The organism is Morganella psychrotolerans (genome assembly GCF_965118875.1).
Taxonomy (GTDB): Bacteria; Pseudomonadota; Gammaproteobacteria; order Enterobacterales; family Enterobacteriaceae; genus Morganella; species Morganella psychrotolerans_C.
Genome location: NZ_CBCPJD010000015.1, coordinates 96,965 through 114,125, shown reverse-complemented (window position 1 = coordinate 114,125; position 17,161 = coordinate 96,965). Strand labels below are relative to the sequence as shown.

Below are 17,161 nucleotides of genomic sequence, written 5' to 3'. Positions count from 1 at the left end.
CAATGTCACTTAGTACTATTGTAAATCAAGGGTAATAATAGCGGATGCTTTAAAAGGACCTTGTGCCGGATAAGGTGTTCCATCTTGTTTTTTCAGTATTGCATTCCATTCGTAATTTGCTTTTACACCACTTGATTTTGTTCCGGACTCTATCTTTGTTGATCCATCTACATTAATTTTATTACCGGTTTTGTCAGTAATTTCGATTATTAATGAGTCGCTATTATTTTTTGCATCATCAACTTTTATAAATTTTCCATCAGGTGTTCGTTGTGCCGCAGTAATTGAAGCAACAGCATTGTAATCATTGTAGTCAGTCATACAGGTGATACCGAAATTAAACAAACGTGATACACCTGCTCTTACTGACTCAGCATTCACGGTATTAAAATCGACAGGCAGTGGTTTATCAACGGTACAAACCGGAATGCCGACAATATCAACTTTATCTAATCTATAATAAGCGTAAGTGAAGTCTTCTATTCGTGATTCAGCAACGGGGGTAGGCATCATCAGATTAACTGTATTTTGATACGCTGATTTTAATTTAACGGTATCTTCTAATTTATAGAAATAAGCGACGAGACGACCCTGTCCAATTAGAGTGGTGGTTGCATTCCCGTTTGGTTTACCAGGTGTTGCCACGTATGAATCTACAGGTAATTCTACACCGACATCACCACCGGGGCCGGTAAGAACAAATTTAACACCAATACCATCAATATTTGTACGGTAATAATTGGTATAGCCCGGATAGACCTGAAGACCGGGTCCCGTGATAGGACGGCTTCCGTTGACACCATTAATCCCCTTGCACAGGACGGTCATATTCGTACTGTTTGTTGCAGAATTGGCCCGGCCGATAGGTGTCTTATCGTTTTTTTTCGCGTCAGCACGTAACCGGATTGGTGCTGACGAGGCGAGTAAATGTTCCGGCATATAACCCGCAGGCTCACTTATACTACAATCGGCAGCCATTGCATTTCCGGCCATTCCCATTGCAGCTAACAACACGAGTAATTTTAGTTTCATTACATTTCCTTGTTAATATCTAAAATAGCAAGCATGTCAGCAGGGAATAATTTACTGAGTTCAACGAAATTTTTTCCTGCCGCTCCTTCGGCATAGGTCAGCAGCAAAATAATCGGGTTACCGGGTTCGGTTTGCTGAAACCATGCACGCGCTTCGCGGATCTTTTCCAGGGCATCCTGCCGGGTATTGATCACTTTTTCACGGTAGACAATGCGTTCAGTTGTCACCGTTGTTGTATCACCATCAACCACTGTTTCAGTGGTTGTGCTGACAGAATCTTCGGGTTGATTATTGTTGTCTTTGTCCGGGGACTCATCAGAAAAGACTAAAGCCGACATCGAGTTTTCACTTTCAGCCACCGCAGCGGCAGCGGCTGATTTATTACCGCTGTGAGTAAGATCTTTATTAAACAATGCCAGTATTAATGTCAGTACCGGCAGTGTCGGTGTTTCATTTTCTAAGGTTTCACGAGCCAGCTTTTTAATTGCATCCAGGATGAATGCCGCATTATTCAGTGATGCCAGTGTCTTATCATTTTTGGTACGCCATTCATTGAGGATCCCGACGACACTCTCTTCCGCTAAGGAATTTTCGTCTTTCGGGATAGCAAAGGCGCGTTCAATTTCTTTAACTGTCAGTTGAAGTCCGTTAATCTTCGGCAGTGTGAGCTGGCGTAAATCCAGCAGGAAGCCATCGATATCATCCAGCTCAGAAATAGCATTTGCCCGCATAAACGGCTCAAATTCCCCTTCATCGTAAAGTTGGGGATGAACTTCATTGGGAAAATCTTTCAGCAACTGATACATCGCCATCAGACCTTCTTCCAGGGCAAAAAGACCTATCTGACGGCTGCGTGAACGAATTAACAGAATAATCAGGCGAACGTGTTTACTTTTCGTCAGAAGCTCAAGGCAGTCATTTTCAATTTCACGCCAGTTAACCGGTTCGGTCGTTTCGACGAAATCACCATACTCAGCACCGATTTTTGGTGTCATTTTGGACTGCAATGTGATGAATAACGGGTCATATTCAATACCTTCACCGCAGACGAATTTACCCGGCAGCGGTTTGAGTACGTCTTTATAAAAATCGGACTGAAAAGTAGATTGCAGTTCTTCGCTCACGGTCATATTCCATTATCTGTTGAAAATCAGTAATCAGTTAAGGTGCGTTTCGGGATCAAAACTCATCCCCGAAATAGGTTCATCCTGTTTTTCACGGGGAAGCCACGCGGCATACCCTAACTGGTGGCTGCCATCAAGGTTCGCCTGTGGTATTGCATCCGGCGCCAGTACTAACTGGACATCCCAGGCATATTCGAAACCAATGAAGTTTCGGACCCACTCTTTAAGGATTGGCAGATCCTCACCCCATAAACTGAAGCGCATATATTGTTCTAATGTTAACGGTCCCAGAACCAGACTGAATTTATGCTGCCGGTCCTGAACGGTATTACCTAAAATGGCACCTTCCGATAACAGTAAAGAGGAGCTTAAATCCCCTATTTTTGTCTGGTCTGAGGTTTCCAGAAAAATCCATTGCTTGGTAAATTCTTTCAGCCCGACCTTTATCCCGAAATAATATTCCAGCGCACCGACAAGTCCCTCGGGGTTACGTGCTTCGCGGATCAGGTGAGATGAAGAGGAGAGTCTGGCGTGTGTCGGCAGAACCGAGTCACGGATTTCATCCGGTACCAGCCCGATGAGTGACCCGATATAAAAAGAGAACTTTTCATCATCTTTGCGATCGAGTGTGGCGACATCCTGTGAAACAAACCAACTGCGGTAAAACAGTGAGAGCGCCCGGTGATGAAAGATATTAGCGAAGTCACGGAGCAGGGTGTCCTGGTGCTCCATGCGGATAAATGCCTGCTCGGTAAAGTTTATTGGCATTGCACCCTGAGGACCCCAGATCCCTAAACTGAAGAGATCAACGTGGCACAGGTTATCTTCATGGGTAATCTTTGCAATTTCGCGCGGGGCAAACACCATATTGGGGGTTTGCCCCAGACGGTAAGGCTCTTGCTGGGGACGATCCGCGGTTCCGATAGCCGGCATATCCGGATATTTTGCCGCAACCGCCCGCATCAGGCTGACGAAACCACTGTTCCACGGCTCGGCTTCGTCATACCAGTGCGAAAGTTCGCTTAACATATTATGGTGCAAATGGCTCATTATAAGATCCCGCGCTTACCCGGACGTGGTGCCCATTTGGCGACCAGCCCGCGCTGCATTGAGTGCAGCTCAGTCTCAGTAAAGACATTAATTGCCGCATGGCGGGATAAATAATTTTCCATCACTAACCCGAATAAATAAGGACTTAACCCGGAGAACCCGACTTCATCCACTGTCAGTACGCACTGAACGCCGCGTCCGTATACCAGAAGCTCATTTCCCGGTAGTCGCCGGATAACCGGTTTGGTTTTGCTGCCGACCAGGCTGTCAATTTGTGTCATTGATTCCTGATCTGCCGGGCTGACAAACAGGCGCAGCAGATTACGCAGCGATTCCCCGCCCTGGCTGTGATCCATATCGTGCAGTGGCAGATAGTTAAAACTGAGCTGGCGGATCAGGCGCCAGGCGGACTCACCCTGTGCAAACGGCGGGTGAGGAGGGCTTGGCTGTGACAGAAAATTGGCACCGTAAACCGGCACGGAATCAGATAGTGTTAAATCGTATTCATTGCCCCGGTCAATCAGACGGGGGAGATCCCGGTTGGTCACAAGTGCTTCCACGGAGAGATAACGGATATCGTCATCAAATGGCGCTTCCTGCTGATCCACCAGGGAGATGAACACTTCTGTACCGATATACGGCGTCAGTGTTTCATATTTACGGCGGGCGCTGCCGCTGGCTCGTGTTTCCCGGCGCAGTGAGAAATAACGCCCGAAGTTACCGGAATCACAATGCCGGGTCTGATAAATAGGGTTAAAGATAACTTCGCTGCTGTTTTCTGCCTGCTGCCCCATAACCTTACTGATCGAAAAAACTTCATAATCCATCGGGCGGCTGCGATCCGGCACAACGTGGAAGTCATTTAATGCCCGGTTTATTTCAATTTTATCGATTCGCTTGGGAAACAGGTTAATGACCGGTGTGCAAAATAACAGGAAGCGATCTTTATCAATGTGACTAATCAGATCCTGCGGGAAGCGGTCCAGCAGAATAATAATTTCTGCTTCATTGGTATGATTGTTACGCATTGCTTCACGCAGATGATTGAGCGTGAAGAAATAAAAACGCTGACGACAGGCAAAGTATTCCTGTATCAGATTATGGCCCTGGAACATATTCCACTGAACCGGTAACAGCGCCTGATCCGGTTTAAGGCCTTCAAAGGTAATGCCGCCGTTAACAATCGTTGTATCTTGTTTTTCACTGCCGCCGGTCCGGATTATCATGGCAACATAATGTGCGTGGATCAGTTCAAATATATGTGAAACTACGCGCTCGTCCCCGTCAATATAGAAAGGGAGATTGTCCAGATTTTCCAGTTGAGAAAACAGATTATCGCCGTCAAGTTTCAGTTTGATCCGTAGTGCGCCTTTCAGGCGTGAATAAGAGATACGGTATTTTTCCAGACTGGAGATATCCGGCGGAATAGATGTCAGGCGGACATCTTCAATTTCGATTGGCCATAATGTCAGTTCCTGGCTGTTACGAAACTCACAGCGGGACTGCTCTCCCGGTAATAAACGGGTAAACATCTGGCAATTTTTCGGCACATGGTAACCATTTGAAAGGTCACCTTCCTTTGTATTCGGATGAAGCCGGACAACACCCATAGAAGGGGTTTGTGCGTTGTAATTCGGATAAATAACATCCAGAAAACGTTGCGTAAATTTCGGAAATTCCGCATCCAGCTTCACTTGTGAACGGGCGGAAATAAAACAGAATGCTTCGATAAGTCGTTCTACATAAGGATCAGCAACTTCGATACCATTCATGCCCAGACGCCCGGCAATTTTCGGATGTTTCTCCGCAAATTCACCGGACATTTCTTTCATAAACGTCAGTTCCCGATTGTAAAAATCAAGAAATTTCTGATCCACGGATATACCTCTGAAAAAAAATGAGTAATAAAGGCGGTGATCCACCTTTCAAATTATAAAAGACTATTAATATAAAAAAAAGACGCTGAAGTAAACTCCTGAACAAAATAAAACGAGGGTGTTTTAATCGATATCAGATAAGTCTGCATTACCGTGTTATTACCCTGCTATGCGGCAATTATGTGATAGATAAAATAAATCACAATAGTGATGAACATTATATGATCACCATTTGAATATGTTGTATTCATTCCGGATGTTCGTATTTTCAATGTTGCGTCCGGTTTTCCTCTGAATTTAAACTTATTAAATAAGGATGAGGTAAGGTGGGGTGCGTGTATTTGTATTCGTTTATTGTAACTGAGTGTGATAATTTGTATCATTATTTCATTGAGCTGATTTCATCTTACCATTGATTGTGGGTTAAACTAAGTTGGTTTTTTATTGTGTGAGTTACTCATTTGGTATTCATTACTGGTCATGCCGGTAGTTTTGGTTTAACTCATTAATTTTGTTTGTTTTTTAATTAATTTTCGTGTATTAAAACAATTATTTTTATATTTATTTCGTTAAATCTTAGGAATTGTCCAAATTAGTAAGTTTATTCGTACGGACAGTTGTATTTTTTTCTGGCGCGTAATAGTCTCATTATATAAAAGACGCGTAGTGAACCTCAAGACGGTGTAGTACATATAAAAATAGAGATTTGTTGCTCAGGTAAATGCATTGAGAGTAAAGTTAGGTGAAAATCTTATTGCTAAGTAACATTGTTTGTTTTTATTATAACTTAACGTTTCTGAAAATAGAGAAGCTAACATTTATATGTTTTCTGCTGGTTTTTTTATATTTGACTAGTTATTTATGCGAATTAACGGCTACGGCATTCAGGAACATAATATGTTTTATAAATCGAACATCCTGTTATGGATGAATTATTAGTATAAACAACACTTGATTAGGTAATAATTGTGGCTTTCAGCAGACAGAGTCTATTTGGAAAACTCGATACCACACTTTTCCGTAGTATCGAAAGTGCAACGACACTATGTAAATTAAAAGGTAACCCATACGTTGAACTCGTTCACTGGATGATTCAGCTGTGGCAACAAGAACAAAGTGATCTCCGGCAGATTGCCCGTCACTTCCAGCTTGATGTCCAATTATTGGAAAAAGGGATGGAACAGGCGTTAATCCGTTTACCAAGCGGTGCCAGTTCTATTTCTGATTTTTCATATCATATTGAAATGGCTATTGAACGTGCCTGGGTATGTGCAAGTCTGGAATATTCAGAAAATGCCATCCGCAGTAGTCATTTATTACTCGCCTGTCTGACTACAATGGAGCTGCGTCGTGCGTTGTCCGCCATCTCCCCTGTATTTGATAAAATCCCGCTGGATATTCTTGCGGCAGACCTGACTTTTATCACAAAAGATTCACCGGAAGCTGATCAAAGTGCGACAGATGACAGTGAACTGGGTGGTAAAAACAGTATTCCGGGAGAAGCCAGCAATGCAATGGGCGGAGAATCAGGTAAAGCAACCCTGGCTCAGTATACGACTGACCTGACTGCACTCGCCCGTGAAGGAAAAATTGATCCGGTTATCGGTCGTGAGCATGAAATCAATACAATGATTGATATTCTGCTGCGCCGCCGTCAGAACAACCCGTTACTGACCGGTGAAGCCGGTGTCGGTAAAACGGCATTAGTTGAAGGGATGGCGCTGGCCATCGCCGCAGGTGATGTGCCTCCTGCACTGGTAAAAGTGCGCCTGCTGAACCTGGACATCGTCGCACTTTCTGCGGGTGCGAGCATGAAAGGTGAATTCGAGTCCCGCCTGAAAGCGGTTCTGGAAGAAGCGATGTCTTCTCCGAACCCGGTCATTCTGTTTGTTGATGAAGTTCATACACTTGTTGGTGCCGGTGGTAACAGCGGAACCGGTGATGCGGCAAACTTACTGAAACCGGCTCTTGCGCGTGGCAAACTGAGAACCATCGGTGCAACCACCTGGAGTGAGTTTAAGCGTCACATTGAAAAAGACCCCGCGCTGACCCGCCGTTTCCAGGTATTACAGGTTGAAGAACCGTCTGAAGCGAAGAGTGTTGCGATGTTACGTGGTCTGGTTCCGATGCTGGAGAAACATCACGGTGTCTGGATCATGGAAGAAGCACTTCAGTCAGCGGTGCGTTTATCCCATCGTTATATTCCTGCCCGCCAGTTGCCGGACAAAGCAATCAGTCTGCTCGATACAGCCTGCGCCCGTGTTGCGGTTGCACAAAATGTTGCGCCGAGAGATTTGCAGGAACTGAAATACAAAACCCAAACGGCATCATCTGAATTGTCACTGGCAGAAAAAGCCCTGCATTTCGGTCGTGAAGAGAACAGTACGCTGGAGTCGCTCCGCGATGACATTAAAGAGCAGTCTGTACTTGCCGAAGAAATGGAAAACCGCTGGTTGAAAGAGAAATCAACGGTTGCCGCGATTGTGGAAATCCGTAGTCAGATTCAGGCATTAATCAGTGGTGAACGTACTGAAGAACCGGCAGCGGTTATTCAGGAAACGCTAATAGTTGCTGAAACTGGTGGTGATGTTGCACTGGCGGAAGCTGAAACAGTAACAGAAGCCGCTGTTCTCAGTGATAAAGAGCAACTGGCGGAATTGCAGAAGCAGCTGGCAGAGCTGGAAACGGAACTCAGCGCAATTCAGGATAATCAGCGCGAGGATGCGGTTATTCAGGCTGAAGTAAATGCCTCTGTTGTTGCTGCTATCGTCGCTGACTGGACCGGAATTCCTGTTGGCCGGATGATGAAAGATGAATTAAATGCGGTGCTGGAATTGCCTAATCATCTTGCAGAGCGGGTTATCGGTCAGCAGCACGCGCTGGATATCATCAGTGAATCTATCCAGACATCCCGTGCGGGATTGGCTGATCCGCAGAAACCTATCGGTGTCTTTATGCTGGTAGGTCCTTCCGGTGTCGGTAAAACAGAAACGGCTCTGGCTATTGCAGAGCAGCTCTATGGTGGCGAACAAAATATTATCACCATCAATATGAGCGAATACCAGGAAGCGCATACTGTTTCGTCACTGAAAGGTTCACCTCCGGGATATGTCGGTTATGGTGAAGGTGGTGTGTTAACGGAAGCTGTCCGCAGAAAACCGTACAGCGTCGTGCTGCTGGATGAAGTGGAAAAAGCACATCCGGATGTTCATGAGCTGTTCTTCCAGGTCTTTGATAAAGGGCGCATGGAGGATGGTGAAGGAAGAGTCATTGATTTCAAAAATACGGTGATTTTACTGACCAGTAATACCGGTAGTGATTTGATTTCAAGTTTGCATGCTGACCCTGATACCGCACCTGATTTTAGCGGAATGCGTACCGCGCTCCAGCCCGAACTGCTGAAAGTATTCCCGGCCGCGTTCCTGGGACGCCTGAGTGTTGTGCCCTATTATCCGTTACAGGATGAATTTTTGGGTCGTATTGTACGCATTCATCTGGATCGCATTGGTGAACGTTTGTTTGCTCATCACGGTGCTGCATTTGAATATAGCGATGACGTGGTTAATTCCATTATCAGTCAGTGCTCAGTTGCCGAAACGGGTGCCCGTATTCTGATCCGTTTCATTGAACAGCATATTTTACCAAAAATCGGTTTATATATTTTAAACCGGAACTCAGAATCGCCTATTCAAAAAATTAGTTTGAGTAGTGATAACCAAAACGGCTTTATTGTGACATCAGAGTAATGTCAGGTATTCCGTTTTATATAAAAGTAATGAAGTGAGTTAATCATATATTAAGGATATAGATATGAACAAAATTAAGTTAGCATTATTAGTATCAGGTGCACTGTTTGCTGGTTCTAACGCATTTGCTGAAGGACAGGGTACAGTAACATTTGATGGTCTTCTGATCACTGAAACATGTGTTATCGAACCAGCAGATAAAGATCAGACTGTTACTTTGCCAGCAGTATCAATTAAAACATTAGATGTTGCCGGTAAAGAAGGTGGTTATACACCATTTAAAGTTCGTGTTACATGCCCGACTCCAAAAATTTCCGATGCACTTTTAAATAATGAAGTTGCAATGAACTTCGAACCAACAGGTGCAACAACAGCTTGGGATCCTGCAACTGGTAACCTGAAAAACTCATTAACTGGTGCTAATGATGCCAAAAATGTTCAGGTTAAAATTATTACCGGTGACGGTAACAGCACTCAGATTAAAATTGGCGACCATGGTCAGTGGGTTAAACCTGATGCAGCCGGTAAAGTAGAATTCAAATACTTTGGTGGTTATTATGCAACAGGTGTAACTACTGCGGGTAAAGTTGCAGCTAAAGTTATGTATACATTAGTTTATCAGTAATAGTCATATCAGACAGAGCCATATTTCCGGCTCTGTCTTTCAATTATCTGAGGTTTGCCATGTTGATTAAATCACTACAATCGGTATTTATTTATACCATTTTTTCGGGTCTTGCATATAGCGCAGTTGCTATTGAGGGTACCCGTGTCATATTTGATGGAAGTAAAAAAGAGCAGGTCGTAAGAATTAATAACAGGGATCAGACTCAGCCGGCACTTATTCAGGTTTGGGCCGATGATGGTATTGAAGTAAATAACATCAATAATGCCAAGCTTCCGTTTGTTATTACGCCACCTATCAGCCGCATAGAGCCGAATAAAGGGCAAAGTGTCCGTGTCATTTATAATGGTATGGCACTTCCTCAGGATAAAGAATCTGTTTATTATTTTAATGTTCTGGAGATTCCGCCGGAAACCACAGATGCAAAAAATGCTACTCAGCGTTTAGATCTGGCATTTAAAACAAGAATTAAACTTTTTTACCGACCTGAGTCGTTATTGAAAGGTACAGTTACCAGTGAGTTGGATAAGCTTAAGTGGAGTGTTGTAAATAACGGTAGTAAAGGAACTGGGTTAAAAGTTGAAAGTACATCGCCATATTACATTTCTGTAATTGGGATAAAAACAAAAATTAATGGTAAGGATGTAGACATGAGAGCTGATATGATCAGCCCTATGTCATCTTCAGAGTATTTTCAGGATGATAACACTCAAAAAATAAATGGAGATATATCTGAGTTTACCTTTGTTATTTTAAATGACTTTGGCAGCCAGGTTGCAACAAAAGTTGTTAAATCAGGCTCAGGATTTACCATCGTTAAATAATGCTGTTTTAAAGGGATTTAACACAGGCAGTTGACAGGGAGTGTAACTGCCAATAACAGGAGTATTAGCATGAGACAATGTCAATGGAGATTAATGCTCTATTCGTTTTTATTTCCGGCAGTATCATTCGGTAACACTACTTCATTGACTGGTGGTAAGAGTGATAATGAAAAAATTGAATATAACGCCAGTTTTATTCAGGGGATGGATGTTGATATTGACGATTATAGCTATGGTAACCCCATTCCGGAGGGAAACTATACAGCAGAATTAGTTCTGAATGAAGTTAACAGAGGTAAACAGAGCGTTCTTTTTAAGAATAATGAAAATAATAAACGCGCTGAAGCCTGTTTCACTCTGGAACAGATTGAAGCGTTAGGTATTATCCCGGACAATAAGGTCGGCAGCCAGCCAAAGACAGAAACTGATTATACTGCTAACGGGGGATGTCATCCGATCGGCTATTTTGTCAATTATGCGAAAGTATATTACAACACGGCAGATTTAGTGCTGAATATTACAGTACCACAAGCTAATTTACATCATCAGTATGCTGACTATATTGATCCGTCCCGCTGGGATGAAGGGGTTACCGCGCTATTTGTCGATTATAACCTGAACAGCTATATGTCAAACAATAAATCGTCCGCAGGTAAAGAAACGGATTACAATACCAATATTAACTGGACGGCCGGGTTTAACTACGGGGGATGGCGTTTCAGAAACCGGAGCAACTCGGAGTGGTCGAAGAATAATAAATTCAGTAATAAAAATATTTTACTTTATGCTGAAACCGATATTACGCCATTAAAAAGCCGATTAACAATTGGTGAAACATTTACATCGGGTCGTATTTTTGATGCGCATGGATTAAGAGGGGTAAAGCTTGGTTCAAACACAAAAATGCTGCCGGACTCACTCAATAATTTTGTACCGACTATTGCTGGTATAGCGGATAGCAATGCCCGCGTCTTATTGAGACAGAATGATTATACAATTTACGAAACAACTGTAACACCAGGTCCGTTTGAAATTAAAGACTATGGTGCTCTTGGTCATAACGGGACACTTCAGTTAGTTATTATTGAAGCCGACGGACGCGAAAAAGTACAGGATATTGTCTTCTCGGCACCACCGATGATGCTGCATCCGGATACAATATTGTATTCACTTTCTGCCGGTGAACTCCGTGATGATTCCTCTGGTGCCTCTCCTGTTGTTGTAGAAGGTGAATTTGTTCAGGGAATAAATAACTTTTTAACCTGGTATACCGGTTTCCAGTTATCTGAAAATTATAAGGCTGCCGCAATTGGTAATGCGCTGAATACACCGTTGGGTGGTATTTCACTTGATATGACTCACGCACAGAGTGATTTAAAAGATAAATCACAATCAGGTGAGTCATTCCGTATCAGCTACAGTAAACTTTTTGAACAAACAGATACAAATATACTGGTATCCAGTTATCGTTATTCAAACGATGGTTATCTGAGTTTTCGTGATGCAGTCATGCTTAAAGAAAAAGGCGAAAACTATTATAGCAATAAGCATAATTCAGATGGAGAGCTTTTTAACAGCTACCTTGGCGTCAGAGCAAAAAATCAATACTCGGTAAATGTAAACCAACGGTTATGGGATCGCAGCTCGATCACAGTACTGGGGAATTATTATGATTATTGGGTTAACCGCGCAGCATCTACGCAGTGGTCAGTCTCTTATCAGCAAAGTCTGGATTATTTCTCCTACAGCCTTGCATATCAACGTGCAAAAACAGGTGAAGATTCGTACGACAATACCTACATGGTTAGTGTCAATATACCGTTCTTCCGCTCTTATCTGGATAAGCCTGCGTTTGATAACCTGACACTGACGGCAACCAGAAATGCTGATAGTAATACCTCTTTCCAGACAACAGCTTCCGGTTCTCAGGGTGATCAAAGTGAGCTGAATTACTCAGTTGGTGCGACGGCTAACTCACATTCAGAGACCAGTGACAGCCTGAATGCTTCAGCTAACTACCGATCTTCTGTCGGGAGCTTTGGTTCGACGGTTTCTATGGATAACCGCTCTAACAGACAAGCCTCTATCTCGGCTAACGGTAGTGTTGTCGCACACGCCGGTGGGGTGACTTTAGGTCCTTCTGTTGGTGATTCGGCATTTGCGATTATTGAAGCGCAAGGTGCAAGCGGTAGTGCCGCTCTGAATGGCTACGGCAGTGAGGTTGACAGCAGAGGGTATGCCATTGTTCCCGGTTTGAATTCGTACAGAGAAAACCAGGTTGGTCTTGATGTAAGTAAGGCAAGCCCGGATGTTGATCTTATTGATGACCAGACAACCGTTGTTCCGCGGGATGGGGCAATTATTGCTGTTAAGATAAAAACAGTTGTTGGTAAGCCTGTTGTTCTTATTATCAGAGATAAAAGTGGTAACTATTTGCCTATCGGTACGAACGTTTATAGTGGCAGCGGAGATTATCAGACAATAGTTGGTCAGGCAGGGATGGCATATTTAAGAGGCTGGGATGGTACCAGCGAAGCGTTATCTGTTAAATCAGGTACGCTCGGAGAGTGTGTTATTAATCCGGAGCCATTTATTGCGAAGAAAATATCTGATTCCGGGGACTCAGTGGTCCAACTGGAGGTTAAATGTATTTAATATCTTTAATTAATCGACGCATGATTTTTGTAATTACTAGTGCATTATCATTATTTGTTTTTTTAGGAATATTTACATACTCGAAGGCAGAGTTTATATGTGATAATTGCAATATAAATGTAGAGTTTAAAGGAATCTACAAAGAGGAAACTTGTACAATCTCTGTTAATGGCGGATCTGAAAATGAAACAGTTAAATTACCAACTATTTCAGCTCAAACGTTATCATCAGCAGGGAATGAAGCCGGTTCAACTAAATTTACTGTTGCCTTAAATAATTGTCCTGTAAATATTAATGTAGACTTGTACTTTAAAAGTGCAGGTAATTTAGCACCGGGAACAATGAATTTACTCAATAGTCCGGGCGCTGACTTTGCGAAAGATGTAGAGCTCAAATTAAGAGATATGAATTTAACTCATATTCGTATTGACGACCCGAACAGTGCTCAGCGTTATATCATTCCGGGGTTATATTCGTCAGTAAGCAAAGATTATTATGTGAGTTATTTTGCAGGTTCTAACAGTGTGTTAGCTGGTAAGGTTCAATCTAAGACCATTTTGGAAGTAGTTTACAAATAATCCTAAAAGTTTGTTATGAATATATTTTGTTCATAACAAACAGATTTATCTTAGTATATCTTCATTAATAACGTTTAATATGTAAATACGCCTTCTATCAAAAGTCAGCTGTTTATTATGACTAATGAAACCGGCTAATTTGAGTGAAGTAATATTAGTATTCTTACTAATCAAATTAAACAAAATAAGAGAATCACGGTATGCGAATTAATAACGGTAGTGCTCAGAAGTTCATAGCAAGAAACCGCGCTCCGCGCGTGCAAATTGAATATGATGTCGAGATTTACGGTAGTGAGAAAAAAATTGAATTGCCATTTGTAATGGGTGTGTTAGCGGATTTATCTGGTAAGCCTTTAGAGCCGCTTCCGCCTGTTACAGACAGAAAATTCCTGAGTATTGATATCGATAATTTTGATGACCGCATGAAGAGCATGAAACCTCGTGTTGCTTTTGCTGTACCAAATACCTTAACCGGTGACGGTCAGCTGATGGTCGATATTACGTTTGAAAGCATGGATGATTTTGCACCGGATGCAATCGCCCGCAAAATCGAACCGCTGGCTGAGCTGCTTGAAGCACGCACTCAGTTAACTAACCTGCAAACTTACATGGATGGTAAAGCAGGGGCGGAAGGTCTGATCATGCAAATTCTGCAGGATAAAGAACTGCTGAAAACCTTGGCGTCTGCACCAAAGCGTGAAGACAAAGTTGCAGATCCGTCTCAGGACGATTAAGAATTGTAGGGTGCCAGAAATATGTTAGCTCAAAATACTCAGAAAAATGCGGGCGCTAAAGCGACGCAGACTCAGGAAAAAAGTGATTTCAGCTCACTGTTAGCGCAGGAGTTTAAATCAAAGACTGAACAGTCTAAAACTGCGGTACAGAACGCAGTTAAAACACTGGCTGAACAAGCATTAGCCAACTCAATCACGATTTCGTATGACGCGTATAAAAATATCGAGTCAATCATTGCCGAAATCGACCTGAAAATGTCAGAGCAGATCAATCTGATCCTGCACCATAAAGAATTCCAGCAGTTGGAAAGCGCATGGCGCGGCCTGCATTATCTGGTCAACAATACTGAAACCGACGAGAAACTGAAATTACGTTTCATGGACATCTCTAAAGATGAACTGCGTCGTAACATGAAACGTTACAAAGGCGTTGCATGGGATCAGAGCCCGCTGTTCAAGCAGGTTTATGAAGAAGAATATGGCCAGTTAGGTGGCGAGCCGTATGGCTGCCTGGTTGCTGACTACTTCTTTGATCATACTCCGCCGGATGTTGATCTGCTGGGTTCAATCGCGAAAGTTGCTGCCTCTGCACACGTGCCGTTCATTACCGGTGCATCTCCTTCTGTCATGCAGATGGATTCATGGCAGGAACTGTCTAACCCGCGTGACCTGACTAAAATCTTTACCCAGAACCTGGAATACGCAGCATGGAACTCCCTGCGCCAGTCTGAAGATGCCCGTTATATCGGTCTGGCAATGCCACGCTTCCTGGCCCGCCTGCCATACGGCATCCGTACCAACCCGGTTGAAGAATTCGATTTCGAAGAAACCACTGACGGCGCTGATCACAGCAAATATTCATGGTCAAACGCGGCATACGCGATGGCTGTCAATATCAACCGTTCATTCAAGCAGTTCGGCTGGTGCACGCTTATCCGCGGTGTGGAAAGTGGTGGTGTTGTTGAAAACCTGCCTTGCCATACATTCCCGAGTGATGATGGCGGCGTGGACATGAAATGTCCTACAGAGATCGCAATCTCTGACCGTCGTGAAGCTGAACTGTCCAAAAACGGTTTCATTCCGTTAATTCACCGTAAAAACACAGACTATGCAGCGTTTATCGGCGCACAGTCTCTGCAAAAACCGGCTGAATATTATGATCCGGATGCAACAGCAAACGCCAATCTGTCTGCGCGTCTGCCATACATGTTTGCCTGCTCCCGTTTCGCGCATTATCTGAAATGTATCGTCCGCGACAAGATCGGTTCGTTCAAAGAGCGTGATGATATGCAGAAATGGCTGAATGACTGGCTGATGAACTACGTTGACGGGGATCCTGCTAACTCTTCCCAGGAAACGAAAGCACGCCGTCCACTGGCTGCGGCTGAAGTGGTTGTTGAAGATGTTGAAGGTAACCCTGGTTACTACCAGGCTAAATTCTTCCTGCGTCCGCACTTCCAGCTGGAAGGTCTGACTGTATCTTTACGTATGGTTGCGAAATTACCATCACTGAAAGGTGCTGCGTAACCGCATCGGTAAGAAAAATTCTCTCGCTTCACAAAGGGAATAGCAGTTAGTTGCCGGTGAGATTCATAAGGATATCAGATTCAATATCCGGCACAACAAAAGCGGTAATCACAGGGCGTGATTACCAGTCAAAGTTAATTTGATTAATGCATTAATAAGAGGAAATACAGATGGCTCAAGATATGTTTTTAAGAATCGCAGGCATCGACGGTGAAGCACTGGATCACGCACACAAGGATGAAATTGAAGTTCTGTCATGGCGCTGGGGTGTTAACCAGCAGTCCAACATGCACAGTGGTTCAGGTGGTGGTTCTGGTAAAGCAACTGTGGAAGATTTCACATTTGTTCACTACACCGACCGTGCAAGTCCAAACCTGCTGAGCTACTGCTTATCTGGTAAACACATCAAAGACATCCAATTTACCGTTCGTAAAGCGGGTGGTACACCACTGGAATACCTGATCATCAAATTTACTGATGTTATCGTTACAGATGTTGCGATGCAGGGTTCTGTTGAAGATGAAAGCCGTCCTCGTGAAGTGGTTAAATTCTCTTTCACTAAGATGACTCAGGAATATGTAATTCAGAATGCTGATGGTAACAAATCTGGTACTATCGCAGCAACCTACGATGTTAAAGCTAACCTGATTGGCTGATAACATTTTGTATTGAATTAAAACCTGCCATTTTCGGGTGGCAGGTTTTTATTCCCAACTCTCGGTTTAATACATATTTAATTGTTTGCAATTTAACATGGCGGACAATACTATTACACACTCTTAGTTATTTATACATATAAGCATTTTCAATAATGCCAGGCATGGTTATATGTCGATTAATACAGTCATGAAACATACCGATTTTAAGGTAGTAAATATCTTGTGTGTCCTTGTGATATCGTTGTTATTAACAGGGTGCAGTATTTTAAATTTTTCCGGATCAACTCCGTCTGAAGCTAAATCAGCATCAGATCTCAAGATTACTTTAGTGGCCAGTGCTGAAATTAATAAAAGTAAAAACCGGTTGCCATCGCCACTGAATATATTTGTTTATGCTGTTAAATCTAAACAATCATTTTTAAGTACGGACTATTTGACGTACTTATATAAAAACAAGCCTAACCCTGAAAATGAAATGCTTATTTTAGAATATATTATCAGGCCGGGTGAAACAAAAACAATAGATTACAAGATTAATTCAGATTATCCCTATATCGGAATAATTGCTGCTTATAAAGATATCAGTAATGCAAAATGGAGCACTGTTTATTCGCTGGACAATCTGCGCAGTGCAACATGGACTGAAAAATACATTTTATTTACCGAGCCTGAACATGAAATTAAAGTCTTATTTTCAAATTCAGTTGTGTCAATCAAAGAGAATGGATGA

The 17,161-nt window shown here is 43.0% G+C and carries 13 protein-coding genes; 9 read left to right on the top strand and 4 right to left on the bottom strand.

The window, feature by feature from the left end:
- Positions 1-15 precede the first annotated feature (15 nt).
- From ACMHKJ_RS15120 to tssF, 4 genes are read right to left on the bottom strand one after another with little or no spacing between them, the layout of a single operon-like run.
- Positions 16-1,032, bottom strand: coding sequence for a fimbrial protein (locus ACMHKJ_RS15120; RefSeq protein WP_413495155.1), 1,017 nt, complete (start codon positions 1,030-1,032; stop codon positions 16-18).
- Complete coding sequence (locus ACMHKJ_RS15115; RefSeq protein WP_413495154.1) at positions 1,032-2,156, bottom strand: type VI secretion system protein TssA; 1,125 nt, start codon at positions 2,154-2,156, stop codon at positions 1,032-1,034. Before ACMHKJ_RS15115 ends, ACMHKJ_RS15120 begins: the two co-directional genes overlap by 1 nt.
- Positions 2,157-2,189: 33 nt before the next feature.
- Positions 2,190-3,206: a type VI secretion system baseplate subunit TssG gene (gene tssG, locus ACMHKJ_RS15110; protein ID WP_413495152.1), complete on the bottom strand. Its 1,017-nt coding sequence runs from the start codon at positions 3,204-3,206 to the stop codon at positions 2,190-2,192.
- Positions 3,206-5,083, bottom strand: a complete 1,878-nt coding sequence (gene tssF / locus ACMHKJ_RS15105; RefSeq protein WP_413495150.1) for a type VI secretion system baseplate subunit TssF — start codon at positions 5,081-5,083, stop codon at positions 3,206-3,208. Before tssF ends, tssG begins: the two co-directional genes overlap by 1 nt.
- A gap of 968 nt (positions 5,084-6,051) precedes the next feature.
- Between tssF and tssH the strand changes: the two genes are divergently transcribed.
- The 9 genes from tssH (at position 6,052) to tssJ (ending at position 17,161) form a co-directional block, all read left to right on the top strand.
- Positions 6,052-8,829, top strand: coding sequence for a type VI secretion system ATPase TssH (tssH, locus tag ACMHKJ_RS15100; RefSeq protein ID WP_413495149.1), 2,778 nt, complete (start codon positions 6,052-6,054; stop codon positions 8,827-8,829).
- A gap of 64 nt (positions 8,830-8,893) precedes the next feature.
- Complete coding sequence (locus tag ACMHKJ_RS15095; RefSeq protein WP_413495147.1) at positions 8,894-9,454, top strand: fimbrial protein; 561 nt, start codon at positions 8,894-8,896, stop codon at positions 9,452-9,454.
- Between the two features lie 59 nt (positions 9,455-9,513).
- The gene (locus ACMHKJ_RS15090) at positions 9,514-10,278 is read left to right on the top strand and encodes a fimbrial biogenesis chaperone (RefSeq protein ID WP_413495145.1); all 765 of its coding nucleotides are present in this window, start codon (positions 9,514-9,516) and stop codon (positions 10,276-10,278) included.
- Positions 10,279-10,347: 69 nt separating this feature from the next.
- Positions 10,348-12,933, top strand: coding sequence for a fimbria/pilus outer membrane usher protein (locus tag ACMHKJ_RS15085; protein WP_413495143.1), 2,586 nt, complete (start codon positions 10,348-10,350; stop codon positions 12,931-12,933).
- Complete coding sequence (locus ACMHKJ_RS15080) at positions 12,924-13,511, top strand: fimbrial protein (RefSeq protein ID WP_413495141.1); 588 nt, start codon at positions 12,924-12,926, stop codon at positions 13,509-13,511. The genes ACMHKJ_RS15085 and ACMHKJ_RS15080 overlap by 10 nt, the downstream gene beginning before the upstream one ends.
- Before the next feature lie 200 nt (positions 13,512-13,711).
- Positions 13,712-14,245 carry a type VI secretion system contractile sheath small subunit gene (gene tssB, locus ACMHKJ_RS15075; RefSeq protein WP_067365490.1) on the top strand — a complete coding sequence of 178 codons (534 nt, stop codon included), beginning with the start codon at positions 13,712-13,714 and terminating at the stop codon, positions 14,243-14,245.
- Between the two features lie 21 nt (positions 14,246-14,266).
- The gene (tssC, locus tag ACMHKJ_RS15070; protein ID WP_413495139.1) at positions 14,267-15,772 is read left to right on the top strand and encodes a type VI secretion system contractile sheath large subunit; all 1,506 of its coding nucleotides are present in this window, start codon (positions 14,267-14,269) and stop codon (positions 15,770-15,772) included.
- Between the two features lie 170 nt (positions 15,773-15,942).
- On the top strand, positions 15,943-16,428 hold the full coding sequence (locus ACMHKJ_RS15065; RefSeq protein ID WP_067365484.1) for an Hcp family type VI secretion system effector: 486 nt from the start codon (positions 15,943-15,945) through the stop codon (positions 16,426-16,428).
- Positions 16,429-16,600: 172 nt separating this feature from the next.
- Positions 16,601-17,161, top strand: coding sequence for a type VI secretion system lipoprotein TssJ (gene tssJ, locus ACMHKJ_RS15060; RefSeq protein WP_413495137.1), 561 nt, complete (start codon positions 16,601-16,603; stop codon positions 17,159-17,161).

What these genes read in the sequence shown, in the direction of transcription:
- tssG (WP_413495152.1), bottom strand. Translation starts at nt 3,206, where the DNA reads ATGAGCCATTTGCACCATAATATGTTAAGCGAACTTTCGCACTGGTAT.
- ACMHKJ_RS15065 (WP_067365484.1), top strand. Translation starts at nt 15,943, where the DNA reads ATGGCTCAAGATATGTTTTTAAGAATCGCAGGCATCGACGGTGAAGCA.
- ACMHKJ_RS15095 (WP_413495147.1), top strand. Translation starts at nt 8,894, where the DNA reads ATGAACAAAATTAAGTTAGCATTATTAGTATCAGGTGCACTGTTTGCT.
- tssC (WP_413495139.1), top strand. Translation starts at nt 14,267, where the DNA reads ATGTTAGCTCAAAATACTCAGAAAAATGCGGGCGCTAAAGCGACGCAG.
- tssJ (WP_413495137.1), top strand. Translation starts at nt 16,601, where the DNA reads ATGTCGATTAATACAGTCATGAAACATACCGATTTTAAGGTAGTAAAT.
- ACMHKJ_RS15085 (WP_413495143.1), top strand. Translation starts at nt 10,348, where the DNA reads ATGAGACAATGTCAATGGAGATTAATGCTCTATTCGTTTTTATTTCCG.
- ACMHKJ_RS15120 (WP_413495155.1), bottom strand. Translation starts at nt 1,032, where the DNA reads ATGAAACTAAAATTACTCGTGTTGTTAGCTGCAATGGGAATGGCCGGA.
- ACMHKJ_RS15090 (WP_413495145.1), top strand. Translation starts at nt 9,514, where the DNA reads ATGTTGATTAAATCACTACAATCGGTATTTATTTATACCATTTTTTCG.
- tssB (WP_067365490.1), top strand. Translation starts at nt 13,712, where the DNA reads ATGCGAATTAATAACGGTAGTGCTCAGAAGTTCATAGCAAGAAACCGC.
- ACMHKJ_RS15080 (WP_413495141.1), top strand. Translation starts at nt 12,924, where the DNA reads ATGTATTTAATATCTTTAATTAATCGACGCATGATTTTTGTAATTACT.